Origin of the sequence: Enterobacter sp. BRE11 (assembly GCF_031844285.1) — a bacterium.
Classification (GTDB): Bacteria; Pseudomonadota; Gammaproteobacteria; order Enterobacterales; family Enterobacteriaceae; genus Pantoea.
This window is the reverse complement of sequence record NZ_JAUZUX010000011.1, coordinates 26,653-42,485: the sequence shown is the minus strand read 5'-3', so window position 1 is coordinate 42,485 and position 15,833 is coordinate 26,653. Positions and strand designations below refer to the sequence as shown.

The 15,833-nt window shown below is 61.0% G+C and carries 14 protein-coding genes; 6 read left to right on the top strand and 8 right to left on the bottom strand.

Going from position 1 to position 15,833, the window contains the following annotated elements; translation table 11 throughout:
* Positions 1-42: 42 nt before the first annotated feature.
* The 4 genes from Q9R34_RS13175 to Q9R34_RS13160 form a co-directional block, all read right to left on the bottom strand.
* Positions 43-1,683, bottom strand: a complete 1,641-nt coding sequence (locus Q9R34_RS13175) for a dihydroxyacetone kinase subunit DhaK (protein ID WP_485894247.1) — start codon at positions 1,681-1,683, stop codon at positions 43-45.
* A gap of 107 nt (positions 1,684-1,790) precedes the next feature.
* Positions 1,791-2,831 (bottom strand): 7-bladed beta-propeller protein YncE, encoded by a 1,041-nt coding sequence (gene yncE, locus Q9R34_RS13170; protein ID WP_434124194.1) that lies wholly within the window; start codon positions 2,829-2,831, stop codon positions 1,791-1,793.
* 209 nt (positions 2,832-3,040) lie between these two features.
* Entirely contained in the window at positions 3,041-3,250 is a 210-nt protein-coding gene (locus tag Q9R34_RS13165) for a YdgH/BhsA/McbA family protein (protein ID WP_485894245.1), read from the bottom strand.
* 215 nt (positions 3,251-3,465) lie between these two features.
* The gene (locus Q9R34_RS13160) at positions 3,466-4,653 is read right to left on the bottom strand and encodes an MFS transporter (protein ID WP_434124191.1); all 1,188 of its coding nucleotides are present in this window, start codon (positions 4,651-4,653) and stop codon (positions 3,466-3,468) included.
* Positions 4,654-4,757: 104 nt separating this feature from the next.
* On the opposite strand from Q9R34_RS13160, the gene Q9R34_RS13155 reads away from it, so the two are divergent.
* A complete protein-coding gene (locus tag Q9R34_RS13155; protein WP_485894242.1) occupies positions 4,758-5,717 on the top strand; it encodes an AraC family transcriptional regulator in 960 nt (319 codons plus the stop codon).
* On the opposite strand, the gene Q9R34_RS13150 is transcribed toward Q9R34_RS13155, so the two are convergent.
* From Q9R34_RS13150 to gltP, 3 genes are all read right to left on the bottom strand, one after another.
* On the bottom strand, positions 5,714-7,258 hold the full coding sequence (locus tag Q9R34_RS13150; RefSeq protein WP_485894240.1) for a methyl-accepting chemotaxis protein: 1,545 nt from the start codon (positions 7,256-7,258) through the stop codon (positions 5,714-5,716). The two genes, Q9R34_RS13155 and Q9R34_RS13150, sit on opposite strands and share 4 nt — an antisense overlap.
* Positions 7,259-7,444: 186 nt before the next feature.
* Positions 7,445-8,344: an N-acetylmuramic acid 6-phosphate etherase gene (murQ, locus tag Q9R34_RS13145; RefSeq protein WP_485894239.1), complete on the bottom strand. Its 900-nt coding sequence runs from the start codon at positions 8,342-8,344 to the stop codon at positions 7,445-7,447.
* Positions 8,345-8,609: 265 nt separating this feature from the next.
* Positions 8,610-9,911, bottom strand: a complete 1,302-nt coding sequence (gene gltP / locus Q9R34_RS13140; protein ID WP_033749181.1) for a glutamate/aspartate:proton symporter GltP — start codon at positions 9,909-9,911, stop codon at positions 8,610-8,612.
* A gap of 550 nt (positions 9,912-10,461) precedes the next feature.
* Here gltP and acs point away from each other — a divergent pair.
* From acs to Q9R34_RS13115, 5 genes are all read left to right on the top strand, one after another.
* Entirely contained in the window at positions 10,462-12,417 is a 1,956-nt protein-coding gene (acs, locus tag Q9R34_RS13135) for an acetate--CoA ligase (protein ID WP_485894236.1), read from the top strand.
* A 144-nt stretch (positions 12,418-12,561) separates the two neighbouring features.
* On the top strand, positions 12,562-12,891 hold the full coding sequence (locus tag Q9R34_RS13130) for a DUF485 domain-containing protein (protein ID WP_434124184.1): 330 nt from the start codon (positions 12,562-12,564) through the stop codon (positions 12,889-12,891).
* Complete coding sequence (locus Q9R34_RS13125; RefSeq protein WP_434124183.1) at positions 12,888-14,537, top strand: cation acetate symporter; 1,650 nt, start codon at positions 12,888-12,890, stop codon at positions 14,535-14,537. Before Q9R34_RS13130 ends, Q9R34_RS13125 begins: the two co-directional genes overlap by 4 nt.
* A 101-nt stretch (positions 14,538-14,638) precedes the next feature.
* The gene (locus Q9R34_RS13120) at positions 14,639-14,893 is read left to right on the top strand and encodes a type II toxin-antitoxin system Phd/YefM family antitoxin (RefSeq protein WP_434124182.1); all 255 of its coding nucleotides are present in this window, start codon (positions 14,639-14,641) and stop codon (positions 14,891-14,893) included.
* Positions 14,893-15,195: a type II toxin-antitoxin system RelE/ParE family toxin gene (locus tag Q9R34_RS13115; protein ID WP_485894233.1), complete on the top strand. Its 303-nt coding sequence runs from the start codon at positions 14,893-14,895 to the stop codon at positions 15,193-15,195. The genes Q9R34_RS13120 and Q9R34_RS13115 overlap by 1 nt, the downstream gene beginning before the upstream one ends.
* Positions 15,196-15,249: 54 nt before the next feature.
* Here the strand turns inward: Q9R34_RS13115 and Q9R34_RS13110 are convergent, their stop codons facing one another.
* Complete coding sequence (locus tag Q9R34_RS13110; protein WP_485894231.1) at positions 15,250-15,795, bottom strand: YfaZ family outer membrane protein; 546 nt, start codon at positions 15,793-15,795, stop codon at positions 15,250-15,252.
* Between the last annotated feature and the right edge of the window lie 38 nt (positions 15,796-15,833).

Below are 15,833 nucleotides of genomic sequence, written 5' to 3'. Positions count from 1 at the left end.
GACCCGCCAGGGTCGCCAGACGGTCAAGTGGCTGCGCGAAGGTTAACCCGCCAGCGCGGCGAAAACCTTCTCCACGGCGTAAGCGCCGGGATCTTTCACCCCCTCCAGCGTCTGCTGATTCAGGTAGGATGAGCGCCCCGCTCTGGCGCTCTGCATCTGCGCGGTGGAGTCGGCGCCCCGGGCCGCCGCCTCTGCCGCCTCCGCCAGCGTTTTGCCCGCCGACAGCGCCTCCAGCGCGGGCTCCAGCGCATCGACCAGCGTGCGGTGGCCAATCTGCGCCCCGCCGTAGTGCTTCATCTGCTCCAGCCCCTGCGTCAGCGCCTCCGGCAGCGTACCGCCCTGCGCCAGGCGCTGGCCCGCCGCGGTAAAGAGGATCGACATCAGCACGCCGCTCGATCCGCCCATCACCGTCGCCAGCTGCTCGCCCACCAGCGCGAACAGCGACGGCAGATCCGCCAGCGGCAGCTGCTGCGCCTCCAGCGCGCGCTTCACCTTGCGCGCGCCCGCGGCGAAGGTCGAGCCGGTATCGCCGTCGCCGACCTTCGCGTCCAGCGCGTTCAGCTCGGCTTCAAGGTCGATCAGCGTCTGCGCCACGCGCTCCACCACCTGCGCCGTCCGCGCGTCCTGAGAGGGGGTAAACTCCAGCTTGCTCACCACATGCTGGCTGCTCAGCGTCGTGACCGGCTCCACCGCATGCACAGGCGCCCAGCCCAGCACCTCAACCGGCGCTTTCAGCGCTTCGAGAAACGCCGCCTCCACCTGCAGCACCGTCAGCGAGAAGCCTTTCATATCGAGCGCGCTCACCAGCGTCGCCGGGCCGATCAAGTGGCTGATCTGCGCCGCCAGCGGGCTTTTCAGCACGTCGCGCGTCACCAGCGCCAGCTCCAGCATTGAGAAGCCGCCGAGGTTGTTCACCATCAGCACCGCGCGGGTGCCGGAAGAGAGACTGCTGGCCAGCTTCTCCGTCATGATGCTCACCAGCTGCTGGCTGTTCTGGGTGTCCAGCGTGATAACGCCCGGCTCGCCGTGAATGCCCATGCCCAGCTCGCTCTCGCCCGCTTTCACCCGGTTGTCGCGCGTTTCGCCGGGAATATGGCAGGTGGAAAAGGCGACGCCGATGCTCGCCGTGCCCTTAATGGCGCGCTGCGCCAGAGTTTTCACCTGCGCCAGCGACTGCCCCTGCTCTGCGGCGTAGCCGGCGATTTTATGGATCAGCGCGGTGCCGGCGATGCCGCGCGGCTGGGGATTGTCCGGCAGGGCGATATCGTCCTGCACCATTACCATCTCGACCTTGTAGCCCAGCGCGCGCGCCTTCTCCGCCGCCAGGCCGAAATTGAGCCGGTCGCCGGTGTAGTTTTTCACGATCAGCAGGCAGCCCGCGTCGCCGGTAACGTTGATAATCGCGCTCAGCACCGCGTCGACGCTGGGCGAAGCGAAAATATCGCCGCAGACTGCGGCGGTCAGCATCCCCTTGCCGACGAAGCCGGCGTGCGCCGGTTCATGCCCCGAGCCGCCGCCCGAAATCAGCGCCACCTTGCTTTTATCCCAGTCGTTGCGCACCACCACCCGAATGTCGTCGCCTAAGTCGAGGCGGCTAAGGTTGTGCCACGGCGTGCTCAGCAGCACCCCCTCGATCGCTTCGTTGACCAGATTATTTTTTTCATTCATCAGGAACTGGCTCATTGCATCCTCTCCAATGGTGTTGATGCCGCCAGGCAGCGGCACGCTTTAAAGGTAGCCGAAGAAATGCAAAGGGCGGCCGATGGCCGCCCCTGAGGCTGCGGGGGAAATCAAAGCGCGATGCGCATCACACTGTCGGGATTTTTGGGCGGCGCTTTGCGCGATCCCGGCTGCTTGACGCTGACGTAGAGCGCCTTGCCGTCAGCGGAGAGCGCGAGGCTGTTAGGCAGGCCCGCCGTTTTCACCGTGCGTTTCACCTGATAGCTGCTGGCGTCGATGATGCTGACCTCCCCCGCTTTGCGGTGGGTGACGTAGAGCTCGTCGCGCTGCGGATTGAACAGCAGCGCCAGCGACTCTGGCGCGGCGATCGCCCGGATCACCTTGCGATCGCGCAGATCGACCACCAGCACCTGCGGCTGTTTCGAATCGCTGAGGAAGGCGCGCTGCCCCTGCGTATCCAGCGCGATATTCAGGAAGAAATGCGCGTTGTCGTCGCCGATTTTCTGACGCTGTTCAACGGCGTTGGTGCGGGTATTGATGGTGATGAGCTCGCCGTCGGCGTTGGTGACGTAGAGTTTCTGCCGCTCGCTGTCGACCGCCAGGCCTGTGGCCATTTTGCCGGTGTTCGGTACCACGCTAATAAGCTGCAGGGTTTTGCCGTCCACTACCCAGACCACGCTCTGCGGCCCCAGTCCGGTGACGTAAACGCGGTTGGTTTTCACATCAACGGCGATTTCGCGCGGCTGCAGCGGACGTACGCTGTCGCTGCGCTTGCGCCCGTCCAGCACCAGGGTGTTAAGCACCTTGCCGCTGGCGGCGTCGATGGCGGTCAGCGCGCTGTTGACCGTATGGCCGATATAGAGCACGTTGGTTTGCGGATTGATCGCGGCGCCGAAGCTTTTCAGCTCGGTGGGGATGGTTTGCTTTACGGCCAGACTTTGCGGGTCGAGGCGGAACACCGCGCCGCCCGGCGCGTCGCTGCCCTGCGACGCGGCGAGAAACAGCGCATTGTCGCGGGGGCTAAAGGCGAGCTCATAGGCGCCCTTGCTGATCGGCTGGATACGTTCGTCCGCATGCGCCAGCATGCCGGAGGCGGAAAAGAGTGCGGTGGCGAGTAGCGTCACGCGCAGCGCAGAGGATAAGGATGTCATGATCTCTCCATAGCAAAAATTCACCGCCGTCAGGCAGTGCTGGAAAGCTCACATTGCAAACCCTGTAAAAGAAGGAAAGGGCCTTAAGGCCAGCGAAGAACGTTTTTTTGGCAAATCATAAGGATTTATCGCCGAAAGGGAAGCGTTTTCACCCGCCTGAACGCCGCCAGGACGCCCGAAGGCGTCCTGTCAGCAACAGCCGGTCAGACTTATTTCAGCAGCTCAGCCGTCATGTGCACGCCGTTATTATTGTAGGCTTCGGTCACTTTGTACGAGGCGCCCGCTTCTTTCGCCTGCGCCGCGATTTTCGCTTCCGCACCGTCAAGGGTAGAGTCAGTCGCGGTCACGCTCTGTGCGAAGCTGGTCAGCGGAAGAACGGAGAGAGCGATTACAGCAGCAAAAGTTTTGATGGTTTTCATGGTCAATTCCTCAGTAGATGTTTAGTCAGATAAGGCGTGTCGCCTTGTTGATATGAATAATAGACCGGGGAAGAGACGGCGGATAGCGGAGATAATTGCCCTTCTTTATCAAATTTACTGACAATCAAATCGCACATTGGGTGTAGCGGCGCCGCAAAAGGTTAACCCGCTGGGATAAAGAAAAAGGGCAGCATATTTCGCTACCCTTTGGCCTGTTAGCCGTGATGTCGCACGCGCGTGAAGATGGTGAGCGAGGCGAGCAGCATCAGCACGCCGCTGGCGAGAAAGACGCCGCCCGCGCCCTGCAGGTCAAACATCCATCCGCCCGCCGCCGCGCCGGCGGTGATCGCCAGCTGGATGGTGGCCACCAGCAGGCCGCCGCCCGATTCGGCGTCGTCCGGCACCGCGCGCGAGATCCAGGTGGACCAGCCGGTCGGCATTGAACCAAACGCCAGGCCCCACAGCGCCACGCCCGCGCCAACCAGCCAGGCGACGTCAGCAAAGCTCACCAGCAGCAGCGCGGTGGCGCTCATCACCAGCGCCATCGCGCTCAGCGTTAGCGAGACGCTGCGCGTTACCAGATAGCCCGCCAGCGAGGTGCCGAAAAAGTTAGCCACGCCAAACGCCAGCAGCACCAGAGAGAGCTGGTTGAGATTAAGCTGCGCGCTGCTCTCCAGGAAGGGACGCAGGTAGGTAAAGAAGGCGAAGTGGCCGGTAAACATCATAATCACCGCCAGCATGCCCCAGCGCATCAGCCCGCTGCGCAGCAGGTCGAGCACGCCGCCGCTGCGCGCCTTATTCTCCGGTGGCATTGCCGGCAGGGTAAAGCTCTGCCAGATCAGCGCCAGCAGGCCCAGACCGGCGGTCAGCATAAAAATATTGCGCCAGCCGATCAGGCCGCCAAGATAGCTGCCGAGCGGCGCAGCGATAATGGTCGCCAGCGAAATGCCGCTGAAGACGATTGAGAGCGCGCGCGGCACCTGATCGCTGGGCACCAGACGCATAGTGATGGCGGTGGAGAGCGTCCAGAAACCGCCTATTGCCATGCCGAGCAGCACGCGCGCCAGCAGGATCAGCGTCAGGTTGCTCGCCAGCGCCACCAGCAGCGCCGAGGCGACCAGCAGCAGCGTAAAAGCGAGCATGACCACGCGACGATCGAGTCGCCGCGTGACGCTGCCCACCACCAGACTGGTCAGCAGCGCTACCAGCGCGGTTACCGTTACCGTCTGTCCCGCCTGTCCTTCCGACACCTGCAGCGAGGCGGCGATCGGCGTCAGCAGGCTGACCGGCAGAAATTCGGCGGTAATAAGGCCAAAGACCCCAAACGCCATTGAAAAGACCGCGCCCCAGGCGGGACGCACAGGTACGGAAACCTCATCAGCCACTTCTGTACTCAGACTCATGCAGCTTCTCCATCAAAAATTTATTAAGGCTGGAGCATAGAGGGAGCAGGCAAGACGATCTATGATGGCAACACCTTCATTATTGATAATTCGTCTGGAATGCAATGAGCCACTTTGAAGATCTGACCAGCGAGCTGCTGATGGGCATGCGGCTGCACGGCGTGACCTATCAGCGCATTCAGCTCGCGGCGCCCTTCGGGCTGCGCTATGAGCATGCGCCGGGCCGCGCGCAGTTTCACTTCGTCGGGCGAGGCCCGCTGCTGGTGCGTGGCGCATCGGGCGCGATGTTCACCCTCAATACCGGTGACGCGCTGCTGATCCCTCACGGCAAACCTCACAGCCTGCTCTCCTCGCCCGACGCCGACTGCGCGAATATCGCCGCCTTCAGCAGTAAGCCGATTTGCGACAGCGTCTGCGCCATCGGCGCGCCCGCTGACGCCTGCGACGACGGGGAGAGCGTGATCCTTTTCAGCGCCTGTATGAAGTTCGAGCTGGGCGGCATGCAGCCGCTGATCAATACCATGCCGGATATCATGCTGGTAAGCACCCTGCTGTCGCAGTATCCGGAGATCCAGCCGATTCTCGACGCCATGGAGCGCGAGTCGCGCACGCGCCACGCCGGCTTCGCCGGTATTCTGTCGCGGCTGGCAGACGTGGTCGCAGCGCTGATCGTGCGCGGCTGGGTAGAGAACGGCTGCGGCCAGGGCAGCGGGCTGGTGCAGGCGATGCGCGATCCGCGCCTGAGCAAGGCGATCGCCGCCATGCACCGCGAACCGGGAGAGAACTGGACGGTAGAGCGGCTGGCGCGCGTGGCGGGCTGCTCGCGTTCGGTATTCGCCGAGCGCTTTCAGAACGCCACCACCATGACGCCGCTGCGCTATCTGACTGAGCTGCGCATGCGGCTGGCGGTGCAGCGCATCGTCAATAACGGCGAAGCGGTGGAAGCGGTGGCGTTTCAGCTCGGCTACGGCTCGCTCGCCGCTTTTAGCCGCGCCTTTAAGCGTATTGTTGGTCAGCCGCCCGGCGCGCTGCGCGCCGGGCGGGAGGAGGCGCGCGCCTCTTAGCGGAAGACGCTGATCGCTTCCACCAGGCGGTTGGCCTGGTGCGCCATGCGGCCGGACGCTTCGGCGCTCTCCTGCACGCGCGCCGCGTTGCGGTGGGTGATGTCGTCAAGATCCTCGACCGCCGTCGAGACTTCGCTCAGCGCGGTGGACTGCTCGGCGGTGGCGGCGCTGATCTGCGCGATCAGCGACGAGACGTTCTGCACCTGCGCGACGATGTCCTGCATGGTGCGTCCCGCCGCATCGGCGTGTCGACTGCCGAGCTCAACCCGGCTGGCGCTGGTTTCCACCAGGCTTTTGATTTCGCTGGCGGCCTTCGCGCTGCGCTGTGCCAGGTTGCGGACTTCTCCCGCCACCACCGCGAAGCCTTTGCCCTGCTCGCCCGCGCGCGCCGCCTCCACCGCTGCGTTGAGCGCAAGGATATTGGTCTGGAAGGCGATGCCGTCAATCACGCTGGTGATGCTGGCGATGCGCTGCGAGCTTTCGGCGATTTCTGCCATCATGCCCACCATCTCCTGCATTACGTCGCCGCCCTTGCTCGCCGCCTGGCTGGTGCGCGCCGAGAGCGTATTCACCTCGCCCGCCGTTTCGGTGTTGCTTTTCACCGTGGCGGTCATTTCATTCATGGTGGCGGCAGTCTGCTGCACGTTGGCCGCCGCCTGTTCGGTGCGGCGGCTTAGCTCGCTGTTGCTGTTGGCGATGGCGTCGCTGGCGCTCAGCACGTTAATCGCCTGGCCGCTGACGTCATCCACCAGCCAGCGGAACATCAGGCCGAGCTGGCCGATCGCGCGCTGCGTCATCCCCACCTCATCGACGCGATCGATTTGCTCGACCTTATGGCTGGCGCCGGTGGCGACGCTGAGCGCCTGCTGGCACATGCGTTCGATGGGGCGCGAGATTTGCTGTTCCATCCACAGGCTGGTCAGCAGCAGCAGCAGCGCCATGCCGCCGCTAAAGCAGCCCAGCGAGGCGGGCGTCATGCCGAGCAGCGCGGCGCTGAGGGCCGCCAGCGGCAGCAGCGTTATCAGCGGCAGGCGGATGCGCCAGCGCAGCGGCAGCGTTTTCAGCAGCGACCCGACGCGACGCCAGCCGGTGCGGACGATTAGCCCTTTATGGAAGCGGCGCCCTTTTGCGCGACCTTCGCGAAAATCACGGTAGAGCGCTTCAGTGGCGCGAATTTCCGCTTCGCCGGGTTTGGTGCGCACCGACATAAATCCCTGTACTTTGCCGTCGCGCACCACCGGCACCGCATTGGCGCGCACCCAGTAGTGGTCACCATTTTTACGGCGGTTTTTCACCAGCGCCGACCAGGGTTCGCCCTGCTTCAGCGTCGCCCACATGTCGGCAAACGCCTCCGGCGGCATGTCGGGATGGCGCACCATGTTGTGCGGCTGGCCGTTGACCTCTTCCGGCGTAAAGCCGCTGACCTCGATAAAGGCGTCGTTGGCGTAGGTGATGATGCTGTTGATATCGGTGGTCGACATTAACGTTGCGTCATCGTCAAACACGAATTCGCGCTGGGTGACAGGCTGATTGTTGCGCATGGTGGTCCTTGAGAGGGCTGCTGAATTCCGGAAAATTATCCGTTATGTTTTTTTATCTTTTCGGCAGCAAAAGACCCTGGCTTTAGAGGTAGTAATTAATTTTCACCGCTAAAAAAGCAGCTGGCGAGCATTTGACCCGCCAGCCGCTTAATCGCCATTCGTTAGCCCTTTTTAATAATCGCGTTTTTAGCCCTGCAGCGCGCGGCGGATAAAGCCCTGATGCCTGTTGAGCCGCGCGCGGGCTTCTTCAGCGTCAATGTCAGCCAGCAGCATCAGAATGGCGGTTTTACAGTGGCCGTCGCAGGCCGCCAGCGCGCGGCTGGCGCTCGCTTCGTCGCTGTCGGTGGCCTGCATAACGATGTTGATCTGGCGCTGCACCAGTTTCTGGTTGGTGGCTTCTACGTCGACCATCAGGTTGCCGTAGACTTTGCCGCTGCGGATCATCGCGCCGGTGGTGAGCATGTTGAGCACCAGCTTCTGGGCGGTGCCTGCTTTCATGCGCGAGGATCCGGTGACCACTTCCGGGCCGACCACCGGCGTGATCGCGATGTCCGCCGCCTGCGCCATGGCGCTGTTGGGGTTACAGGTGAGCGCCGCCGTGGTGGCGCCAAGCGTCCGGGCATACTCCAGCGCACCCAGCACGTAGGGGGTGCGGCCGCTGGCGGCGATGCCCACCAGCACATCTTTCGCGCTGAACTGGATGTCGCGCAGATCCTGCGCGCCCTGCTCGCGGTCGTCTTCCGCGTTTTCTACCGCCTGCAGTATCGCCCTGTGGCCGCCGGCGATGAGCCCTACCACCTGGTCGCGCGGCGTGCCGAAGGTCGGCGGGCATTCGCTGGCGTCGAGGATGCCGAGTCGCCCGGAGGTGCCTGCGCCGCTGTAGATGAGTCGGCCGCCCTGCGCGAAGGCGGCGACGATGGCGTCGACCGTCTGGGCGATCTGCGGCACGATCGCGTCGACCGCCAGCGCCACTTTTTTATCTTCGTTGTTGATGACGCGCAGCATGGCGTCGGTGGAGAGCTCGTCGATGTTCTGGCTGGCCGGGTTGCGGCCTTCGGTGATGAGCTGGCTGAGGTCGATTGTCATGGGAGGTGCTCCGGGCATGATTTATCCAGGCCCGGTTTTAACATATTTACGGGATAAAAAAAGGGTTCAGACGTTGTCTGAACCCTGTTACATGGCCTGATGTTGCCTGGAAAGCCGGAGCCTGCGCGGATAAGACGGCCCGATCGCAAAGACGCAAAAAGCGCCATCCCTGGCAGCTCGGCCCGCAACATCCTTGTTGCGGGACGCTTTGCTCTTCGGGCCGTCTTATCCGCTTGTTTGCAAGAGGAGTCGCCTGTAAGAAACGTTAGCTGGCCGTTTGCGCGCGCAGCTTCAGCTCGTAGGCCTTCGCCTGCTCGGCGTCGAACTGGTTCTCCCAGCGGGCGATAACCAGCACCGCCAGCGCGTTGCCGATGACGTTAAGCGCGGTGCGCGCCATATCCATAATGCGGTCGACGCCCGCGATAAAGGCCAGGCCTTCCAGCGGAATGCCGACGCTGCCCAGCGTCGCCAGCAGCACCACGAATGACACGCCAGGCACGCCTGCGATGCCCTTGGAGGTCACCATCAGCGTCAGCACCAGGATGATTTCGTCGGTCAGCGACAGGTCGATGCCGTAAAGCTGCGCAATAAAGATGGCGGCGATGCTCTGATAGAGCGTTGAGCCGTCAAGGTTAAAGGAGTAGCCGGTCGGTACCACGAAGCTGGTGATCGCCTTCGGTGCGCCGTAGGCCTCCATCTTCTGCATGATGCGCGGCAGCACGGTTTCCGAGCTGGAGGTTGAGTAAGAGAGGATGAGCTCATCTTTCAGGATACGCATCAGGGTGGTGATGCGCAGCTTACAGAAGCGCGCCACGCCGCCGAGGATCACAAACGCGAAGAAGAGAATCGCGGCGTAAACCAGCAGTACCAGCTTCGCCAGCGGCCAAAGCGAGGTGAAGCCGAAGTTGGCGATGGTCACGGCGATCAGCGCGAAGACGCCCACCGGCGCGTAACGCATAATCATGTGCGTCACTTTAAACATGGTTTCCGACACGCTGCGGAAGATATTAACCAGCGGATCGCGCTGCTCCGACGGCAGCGCCGACAGGCCCATGCCGAACAGCACCGAGAAGAAGATAATCGGCAGCATGTCGCCCTTCACCAGCGAGGCGAAGATATTCTGCGGGATCAGCGACAGAATGGTGGCGACCAGGCTGTGAGGCCCGTTCTGCACCGCTTCGGTCGTGGCTTCATACTTAGAGATGTCCACCGTTGCCAGCGTTGACATATCAATGCCGGTGCCGGGTTGAAACACGTTAGCCAGCGTAATGCCGACCACAATGGCAAGGGTGGTGATCACTTCGAAATAGACGATGGTTTTGACACCGATTCGTCCCAGTTTTTTGGCATCGCCCACGCCGGCGATGCCGACAATCAGCGATGAAATCACGATAGGCACAACGATCATCTTGATCAGATGAATAAAGATATCGCCCGCCGGGCTGAGAATGTTGGTGATTAACCATTCACGATCGTCTGGCTGATTATGCAGCACTGAACCGACAACGATGCCGAGCACCAGCGCAATCAGAATCTGCCAGGCCAGGCTTATTTTAAAACCTTTCATAACGCGTTATTTCCTCAGTCAAAACCCCTATTGCTACGCTGCGAAGGTGCAGAGAAGGATACACACAGGGAAGTGAGCAAAAGCCCGGTAAATTAGAGGGTTATTGAGGACAGCGTCCTCGACGAAAATGCGAAAATTCCCGTACTTTTTTCAGACGCCGTCTGGTTGAGTCCTGCTGAGCAGGGGCGAGATAAGTACCATTTTCACTGTGGTAAATGCAACCCCTGGCGTGTTCGATTAAAGATTAGCCACTCTTATAGCATAAAATGCTGTTTAGTTATAAAAACTCTAACCTGCTGTTCTAAAAAGTAATAGTTACCTGATTTACCGCATAGCTATGCAGCGCTGCGCAAAAAGGCAACGGGTGCGTTTGCTCTCTTTTTCGCCAGCGATAAGAGCAGATGGCGCCGTTTGTTCGACGATTTTGCAAGCGATTGCAGGTGGGGCGCGCGCTGTCGTGATCTAAGGCGCAAAAAAGAAACAAAGCACTGGCTCAGGCTTCACTTAACCTTTGATTGACATATTATTAACATCTTCAAGGAGATCCGCCATGAGCCAACAATATAAACACCCGATACCTGCCGACATTGCCGCGAACGCCCTGATCACTGCCGAGCAGTATCAGACGATGTATCAGCACTCCGTCAGTGACCCGGATGCATTCTGGGACGAACAGGGGAAAATCCTTGACTGGATCAAGCCCTATAGCAAAGTGAAAAACAGCTCTTTCGCGCCGGGCAACATTTCTATTCGCTGGTATGAGGACGGCACGCTCAATCTGGCGGCCAACTGCCTCGATCGCCACCTGGAAAAGCGCGGCGATCGTCCCGCCATTATCTGGGAAGGCGATGATGCCAGCGAAAGCAAGACCCTGACCTTTCGTCAGCTGCATAACCAGGTGTGCCGCTTCGCCAACGTGCTGCTGTCGCTGGGGGTGAAAAAAGGCGACGTGGTGGCGATCTATATGCCAATGGTGCCCGAAGCGGCGGTGGCGATGCTCGCCTGCGCGCGCATCGGCGCGGTGCATTCGGTGATATTTGGCGGTTTTTCGCCAGATGCCGTGGCGGGCCGCGTGGTGGACTCCAGCGCGAAACTGGTGATTACCGCAGATGAAGGCGTGCGCGCTGGACGCCCTATCCCACTGAAGAAAAATGTCGACGACGCGCTGAAAAACCCTGCCGTCACCAGCGTGAAAAATGTGGTAGTGCTGAAGCGCACCGGCGGGTCGATCGACTGGCAGGATGGCCGCGACCTCTGGTGGTCCGAGTTAATGGATAAAGCGAGCGAGCAGCACGCCCCTGCCGAGATGCAGGCGGAAGATCCGCTGTTTATCCTTTATACCTCTGGCTCTACCGGCAAGCCGAAAGGGGTGCTGCACACCACCGGCGGCTACCTGGTTTATGCGGCGACCACCTTCAAATATGTTTTCGATTATCACCCGGAAGATATCTACTGGTGTACCGCCGACGTCGGCTGGGTCACCGGTCACAGCTATCTGCTCTACGGGCCGCTGGCGTGCGGCGCCACCACGCTGATGTTCGAGGGCGTGCCGAACTGGCCGAAACCGAGCCGCATGGCGGAGGTGGTGGATAAACACAATGTGACCCTGCTCTACACCGCGCCGACGGCGATCCGCGCCCTGATGGCGGAAGGCGACAAGGCGATTGCGGGCACCAGCCGCAAGAGCCTGCGTATTATGGGCTCGGTGGGCGAACCCATTAACCCGGAAGCCTGGGAGTGGTACTACAACAAGATTGGCGACGGCCGCTGCCCGATTGTCGATACCTGGTGGCAGACCGAAACCGGCGGCTTTATGATCGCGCCGCTGCCGGGCGCCATCGAGCTGAAAGCGGGCTCCGCGACCAAACCTTTCTTCGGCGTGCAGCCTGCGCTGGTGGATAACGAAGGCAATCCGCAGGAGGGCGCGGCGGAAGGCAATCTGGTGATCACCGACTCCTGGCCGGGCCAGGCGCGTACGTTGTTCGGCGATCATGACCGCTTTGAGCAGACCTACTTCTCTACCTTCAAAAATTGCTATTTCAGCGGCGACGGCGCGCGCCGCGACGAAGATGGCTACTACTGGATCACCGGCCGCGTCGACGACGTGCTCAACGTCTCCGGCCACCGTCTCGGCACCGCCGAGATCGAGTCTGCGCTCGTGGCGCATCCCAAAATCGCCGAAGCGGCGGTGGTGGGCATTCCGCACAGCATTAAAGGCCAGGCGATCTACGCCTATATCACGCTGAACCATGGCGAAGAGCCGTCGCCGGAGCTTTATACCGAGGTGCGCAGCTGGGTGCGGAAAGAGATCGGCGCCATCGCCACGCCCGATATTCTGCACTGGACCGACTCGCTGCCGAAAACCCGCTCCGGCAAGATAATGCGCCGCATTCTGCGCAAGATCGCCGCGGGCGACACCAGCAATTTAGGCGATACATCAACGCTGGCCGATCCGGGCGTCGTGGATAAACTGCTGGAGGAGAAGCAGGCGCTCCGTATGCCGTAAACCGTCTTACCGGCGGGAAGTCTCTTCTTCCCGCCGCCCTTTCCTTACGCAGTGTGTTTCTGAAGTCACATAACAATATCTGACCAGGCCTTTCTCGCGCAGCAGCGTGAGGCTGCCGCCTGCATAACCTCTGGAGAAACTGTGATGAACGACGCCCTTTCCACGCAGGAGGCGCTCAATCAACGAATTGAGCGTCATCCGCACTTTCAGGAGCTGGTGCAGAAGCGCCAGCGATTCGCCCTGCTGCTGTCGCTGATTATGCTGGTGCTCTACGTCGGTTTTATTTTGCTGATCGCCTTCGCGCCCGGCTGGCTCGGCACGCCGCTACATGACGGCACCAGCGTGACGCGCGGCATTCCCATCGGCGTGGGCCTGATTGTGATTTCTTTTGTGCTGACCGGCGTTTACGTCTGGCGCGCCAACGGCGAGTTCGATCGCCTGACGAAGCAGATCCTCAGCGAGGTAAAACCATGAAGCGTCTTTCTCTCTGGCTGCTGGCGCTGCTGCCCGCCTCTGCGCTGGCGGACGCCCTGACCGGCGCGGTGCAGCAGCAGGCCACCAACTATCAGGCGATCGGCATGTTCGTGGTGTTCGTCGCCGCCACGCTGGGCATTACGTACTGGGCGTCGAAGCGCACCCGCTCGCGCAACGACTACTATACCGCCGGCGGCAATATTACCGGCTTCCAGAATGGGCTGGCGATGGCGGGCGACTTTATGTCCGCCGCCTCCTTTCTTGGTATCTCCGCGCTGGTTTACACCTCCGGCTACGACGGGCTGATCTACTCGCTCGGCTTCCTGGTAGGCTGGCCGATGATCCTGTTTCTGATCGCCGAGCGCCTGCGCAACCTGGGCCGCTACACCTTCGCCGACGTCGCCTCTTACCGCCTGCAGCAGAAGCCGATTCGCACCCTCTCTGCCTGCGGCTCGCTGGTGGTGGTGGCGCTCTACCTGATTGCGCAGATGGTGGGCGCGGGCAAGCTGATCCAGCTGCTGTTCGGCCTCGACTACCATATCGCCGTGGTGCTGGTGGGGATTTTGATGGTGCTCTACGTGCTGTTCGGCGGCATGCTGGCGACCACCTGGGTGCAGATTATCAAAGCGGTGCTGCTGCTGTTCGGCGCCTCTTTTATGGCGATCATGGTGATGAAGGCGACCGGCTTCAGCTTTAATAATCTCTTTACCCAGGCGATGGCGGTGCACCCGAAAGGCGCGGCCATCATGCAGCCGGGCGGGCTGGTGAAGGATCCGATTTCCGCGCTCTCGCTCGGGCTGGGGCTGATGTTCGGCACCGCCGGGTTGCCGCATATACTGATGCGCTTCTTTACCGTGGCGGACGCGCGCGAGGCGCGTAAAAGCGTTTTCTGGGCCACCGGCTTTATGGGTTACTTCTACTTCCTCACGTTTATTATCGGCTTCGGGGCGATTCTGCTGGTCGGGGCGAACCCCGCCTTCAAAGACGCCAGCGGCGCGCTGATCGGCGGCACCAATATGGCAGCGGTGCATCTGGCGAACGCGGTAGGCGGCAGCACCTTCCTCGGCTTTATCTCCGCCGTGGCCTTCGCCACCATCCTGGCGGTGGTCGCCGGGCTGACGCTGGCGGGCGCGTCGGCGGTCTCGCACGACCTTTACGCCAGCGTCATTCGCAAAGGCCAGGCGACCGAGCGCGAAGAGCTGCGCGTGTCGAAGATTACCGTCCTGGTACTGGGCGTGGTGGCGATTGCGCTGGGCATCCTGTTTGAGAAGCAGAACATCGCCTTTATGGTCGGTCTGGCCTTCTCTATCGCCGCCAGCTGTAACTTCCCGATCATCCTGCTGTCGATGTACTGGTCGAAGCTGACCACGCGCGGCGCAATGATCGGCGGCTGGCTTGGGCTGATCACGGCGGTGGTGCTGATGATCCTCGGCCCGACGGTCTGGGTGCAGGTGCTGGGCCACGCATCCCCGGTTTATCCCTATGAGTATCCGGCGCTCTTCTCAATGATCGTCGCCTTTGTCGGCACCTGGCTCTTCTCCGTTACCGACCATTCGCCGCAGGGCGCGCAGGAGCGCGGCCGCTTCCGGGCGCAGTTTATCCGCTCGCAGACCGGTATCGGCATCTCGCAGGGCAAGTCGCACTAAGTCATATCTTTCCCGCCAGCGTGAACAGACGCTGGCGTTTTTCTCAGCAGAGAGGCTAAAATAAGTGCGAATCGCACGATTCGCACGATTAAGGAATTACCATGCTGAGTTTTACCGCTAACCAGGCAAAAACGCGTTTTGGCGAGCTGATGAACAAAGCGCAGCACGAGGCCGTTATTATCACTAAAAATGGCCGCGCCGCCTTTGTCTGCCTGCCAGCTGAAGATTACGAAGCCTTTGAGCAATTTAAGCTAGAAAGCCTGCGGGCTAAACTGGCGCACGCTATCGCTCAGGCGGAAAACGGTCAATTGCACGACGGTGAGGCTGTCTTTGAGGAGCTGATGAAGGATCTGTAATGGGACAGTTCAGGCTTACGGATGAAGCGAAGGAGGATTTAAAAGAGGTCAAAGCCCATTCATTAACGCGATGGAGAGCTGTCATCACTCAGGCGTATTTGCAGGGCATGCGTGTGACGATGCAAATGCTCGCCAGCCATCAGGTCGGCATCGACATCAGCAATGAGACCTGGCCAGGCGTCTTTTACTGGCCGTACGAAAGTCATTACCTCTATTTTCTTCGGGTGCCCGAGGGCATTCAGGTCATCGCGATTATTCATCAGTCGCGTCTGCCAAAAGCGGTGAAAAAGCGTCAGCCCTGACAATAAAAAAGCCGGTCGCGCAAGCAACCGGCTCAAACGTGTTTATTACGCTGATTAGAAACGCAGCGAAGCGCCGACGTACGGGCCGTCCACCAGCACGTTGTCTTTACGACCGCCTTTGTTATTAAGCTCAATGTACTGATAGCCCACGCGCAGGTTCAGCAGCGAAATCGGCGTAAAGCTCAGGCCGCCAGCGGCTTCCTGGTAGCTGTCGAGATGGTCGGTCAGACCTTCTGGCGCGTAGTAGTACTCGCCGTACAGGCCCCACATGCTGTTGAAGCTGTACTGCGCGCCGCCGCCCAGCGCCACGGCAAAGCCATCTTTACCATCTTCCGGATGGGTGAAAATGGTCTTGGCGGTCGGCGCCAGACGCAGTCCGCCGATATCGACGTTGTAACCCAGACCCAGGCCGTAGGTGCTGCCGTCGTGATCGCTGCGCAGCCAGTTGCCTTTAAGGAACAGGCCGGGCGAGGTAGTGCCCAGACCGACGTTCAGATTAGTGTTGTGCTCGCCGACATCCACGCTGCCTTCGATAGCCTGCGCTGCGCCGCTCAGCAGTACCAGACCCAGTGCGCTCCCGGTAATAAGTTGCTTAAACATGATTCCACTCCATGAAAGGACAATGATTTCGGCGCAAA

Excerpts from the sequence above, each read along its gene's own strand:
- Q9R34_RS13175 (WP_485894247.1), bottom strand. The coding sequence starts at position 1,683 with ATGAGCCAGTTCCTGATGAATGAAAAAAATAATCTGGTCAACGAAGCG.
- yncE (WP_434124194.1), bottom strand. The coding sequence starts at position 2,831 with ATGACATCCTTATCCTCTGCGCTGCGCGTGACGCTACTCGCCACCGCA.
- Q9R34_RS13165 (WP_485894245.1), bottom strand. The coding sequence starts at position 3,250 with ATGAAAACCATCAAAACTTTTGCTGCTGTAATCGCTCTCTCCGTTCTT.
- Q9R34_RS13160 (WP_434124191.1), bottom strand. The coding sequence starts at position 4,653 with ATGAGTCTGAGTACAGAAGTGGCTGATGAGGTTTCCGTACCTGTGCGT.
- Q9R34_RS13155 (WP_485894242.1), top strand. The coding sequence starts at position 4,758 with ATGAGCCACTTTGAAGATCTGACCAGCGAGCTGCTGATGGGCATGCGG.
- Q9R34_RS13150 (WP_485894240.1), bottom strand. The coding sequence starts at position 7,258 with ATGCGCAACAATCAGCCTGTCACCCAGCGCGAATTCGTGTTTGACGAT.
- murQ (WP_485894239.1), bottom strand. The coding sequence starts at position 8,344 with ATGACAATCGACCTCAGCCAGCTCATCACCGAAGGCCGCAACCCGGCC.
- gltP (WP_033749181.1), bottom strand. The coding sequence starts at position 9,911 with ATGAAAGGTTTTAAAATAAGCCTGGCCTGGCAGATTCTGATTGCGCTG.
- acs (WP_485894236.1), top strand. The coding sequence starts at position 10,462 with ATGAGCCAACAATATAAACACCCGATACCTGCCGACATTGCCGCGAAC.
- Q9R34_RS13130 (WP_434124184.1), top strand. The coding sequence starts at position 12,562 with ATGAACGACGCCCTTTCCACGCAGGAGGCGCTCAATCAACGAATTGAG.
- Q9R34_RS13125 (WP_434124183.1), top strand. The coding sequence starts at position 12,888 with ATGAAGCGTCTTTCTCTCTGGCTGCTGGCGCTGCTGCCCGCCTCTGCG.
- Q9R34_RS13120 (WP_434124182.1), top strand. The coding sequence starts at position 14,639 with ATGCTGAGTTTTACCGCTAACCAGGCAAAAACGCGTTTTGGCGAGCTG.
- Q9R34_RS13115 (WP_485894233.1), top strand. The coding sequence starts at position 14,893 with ATGGGACAGTTCAGGCTTACGGATGAAGCGAAGGAGGATTTAAAAGAG.
- Q9R34_RS13110 (WP_485894231.1), bottom strand. The coding sequence starts at position 15,795 with ATGTTTAAGCAACTTATTACCGGGAGCGCACTGGGTCTGGTACTGCTG.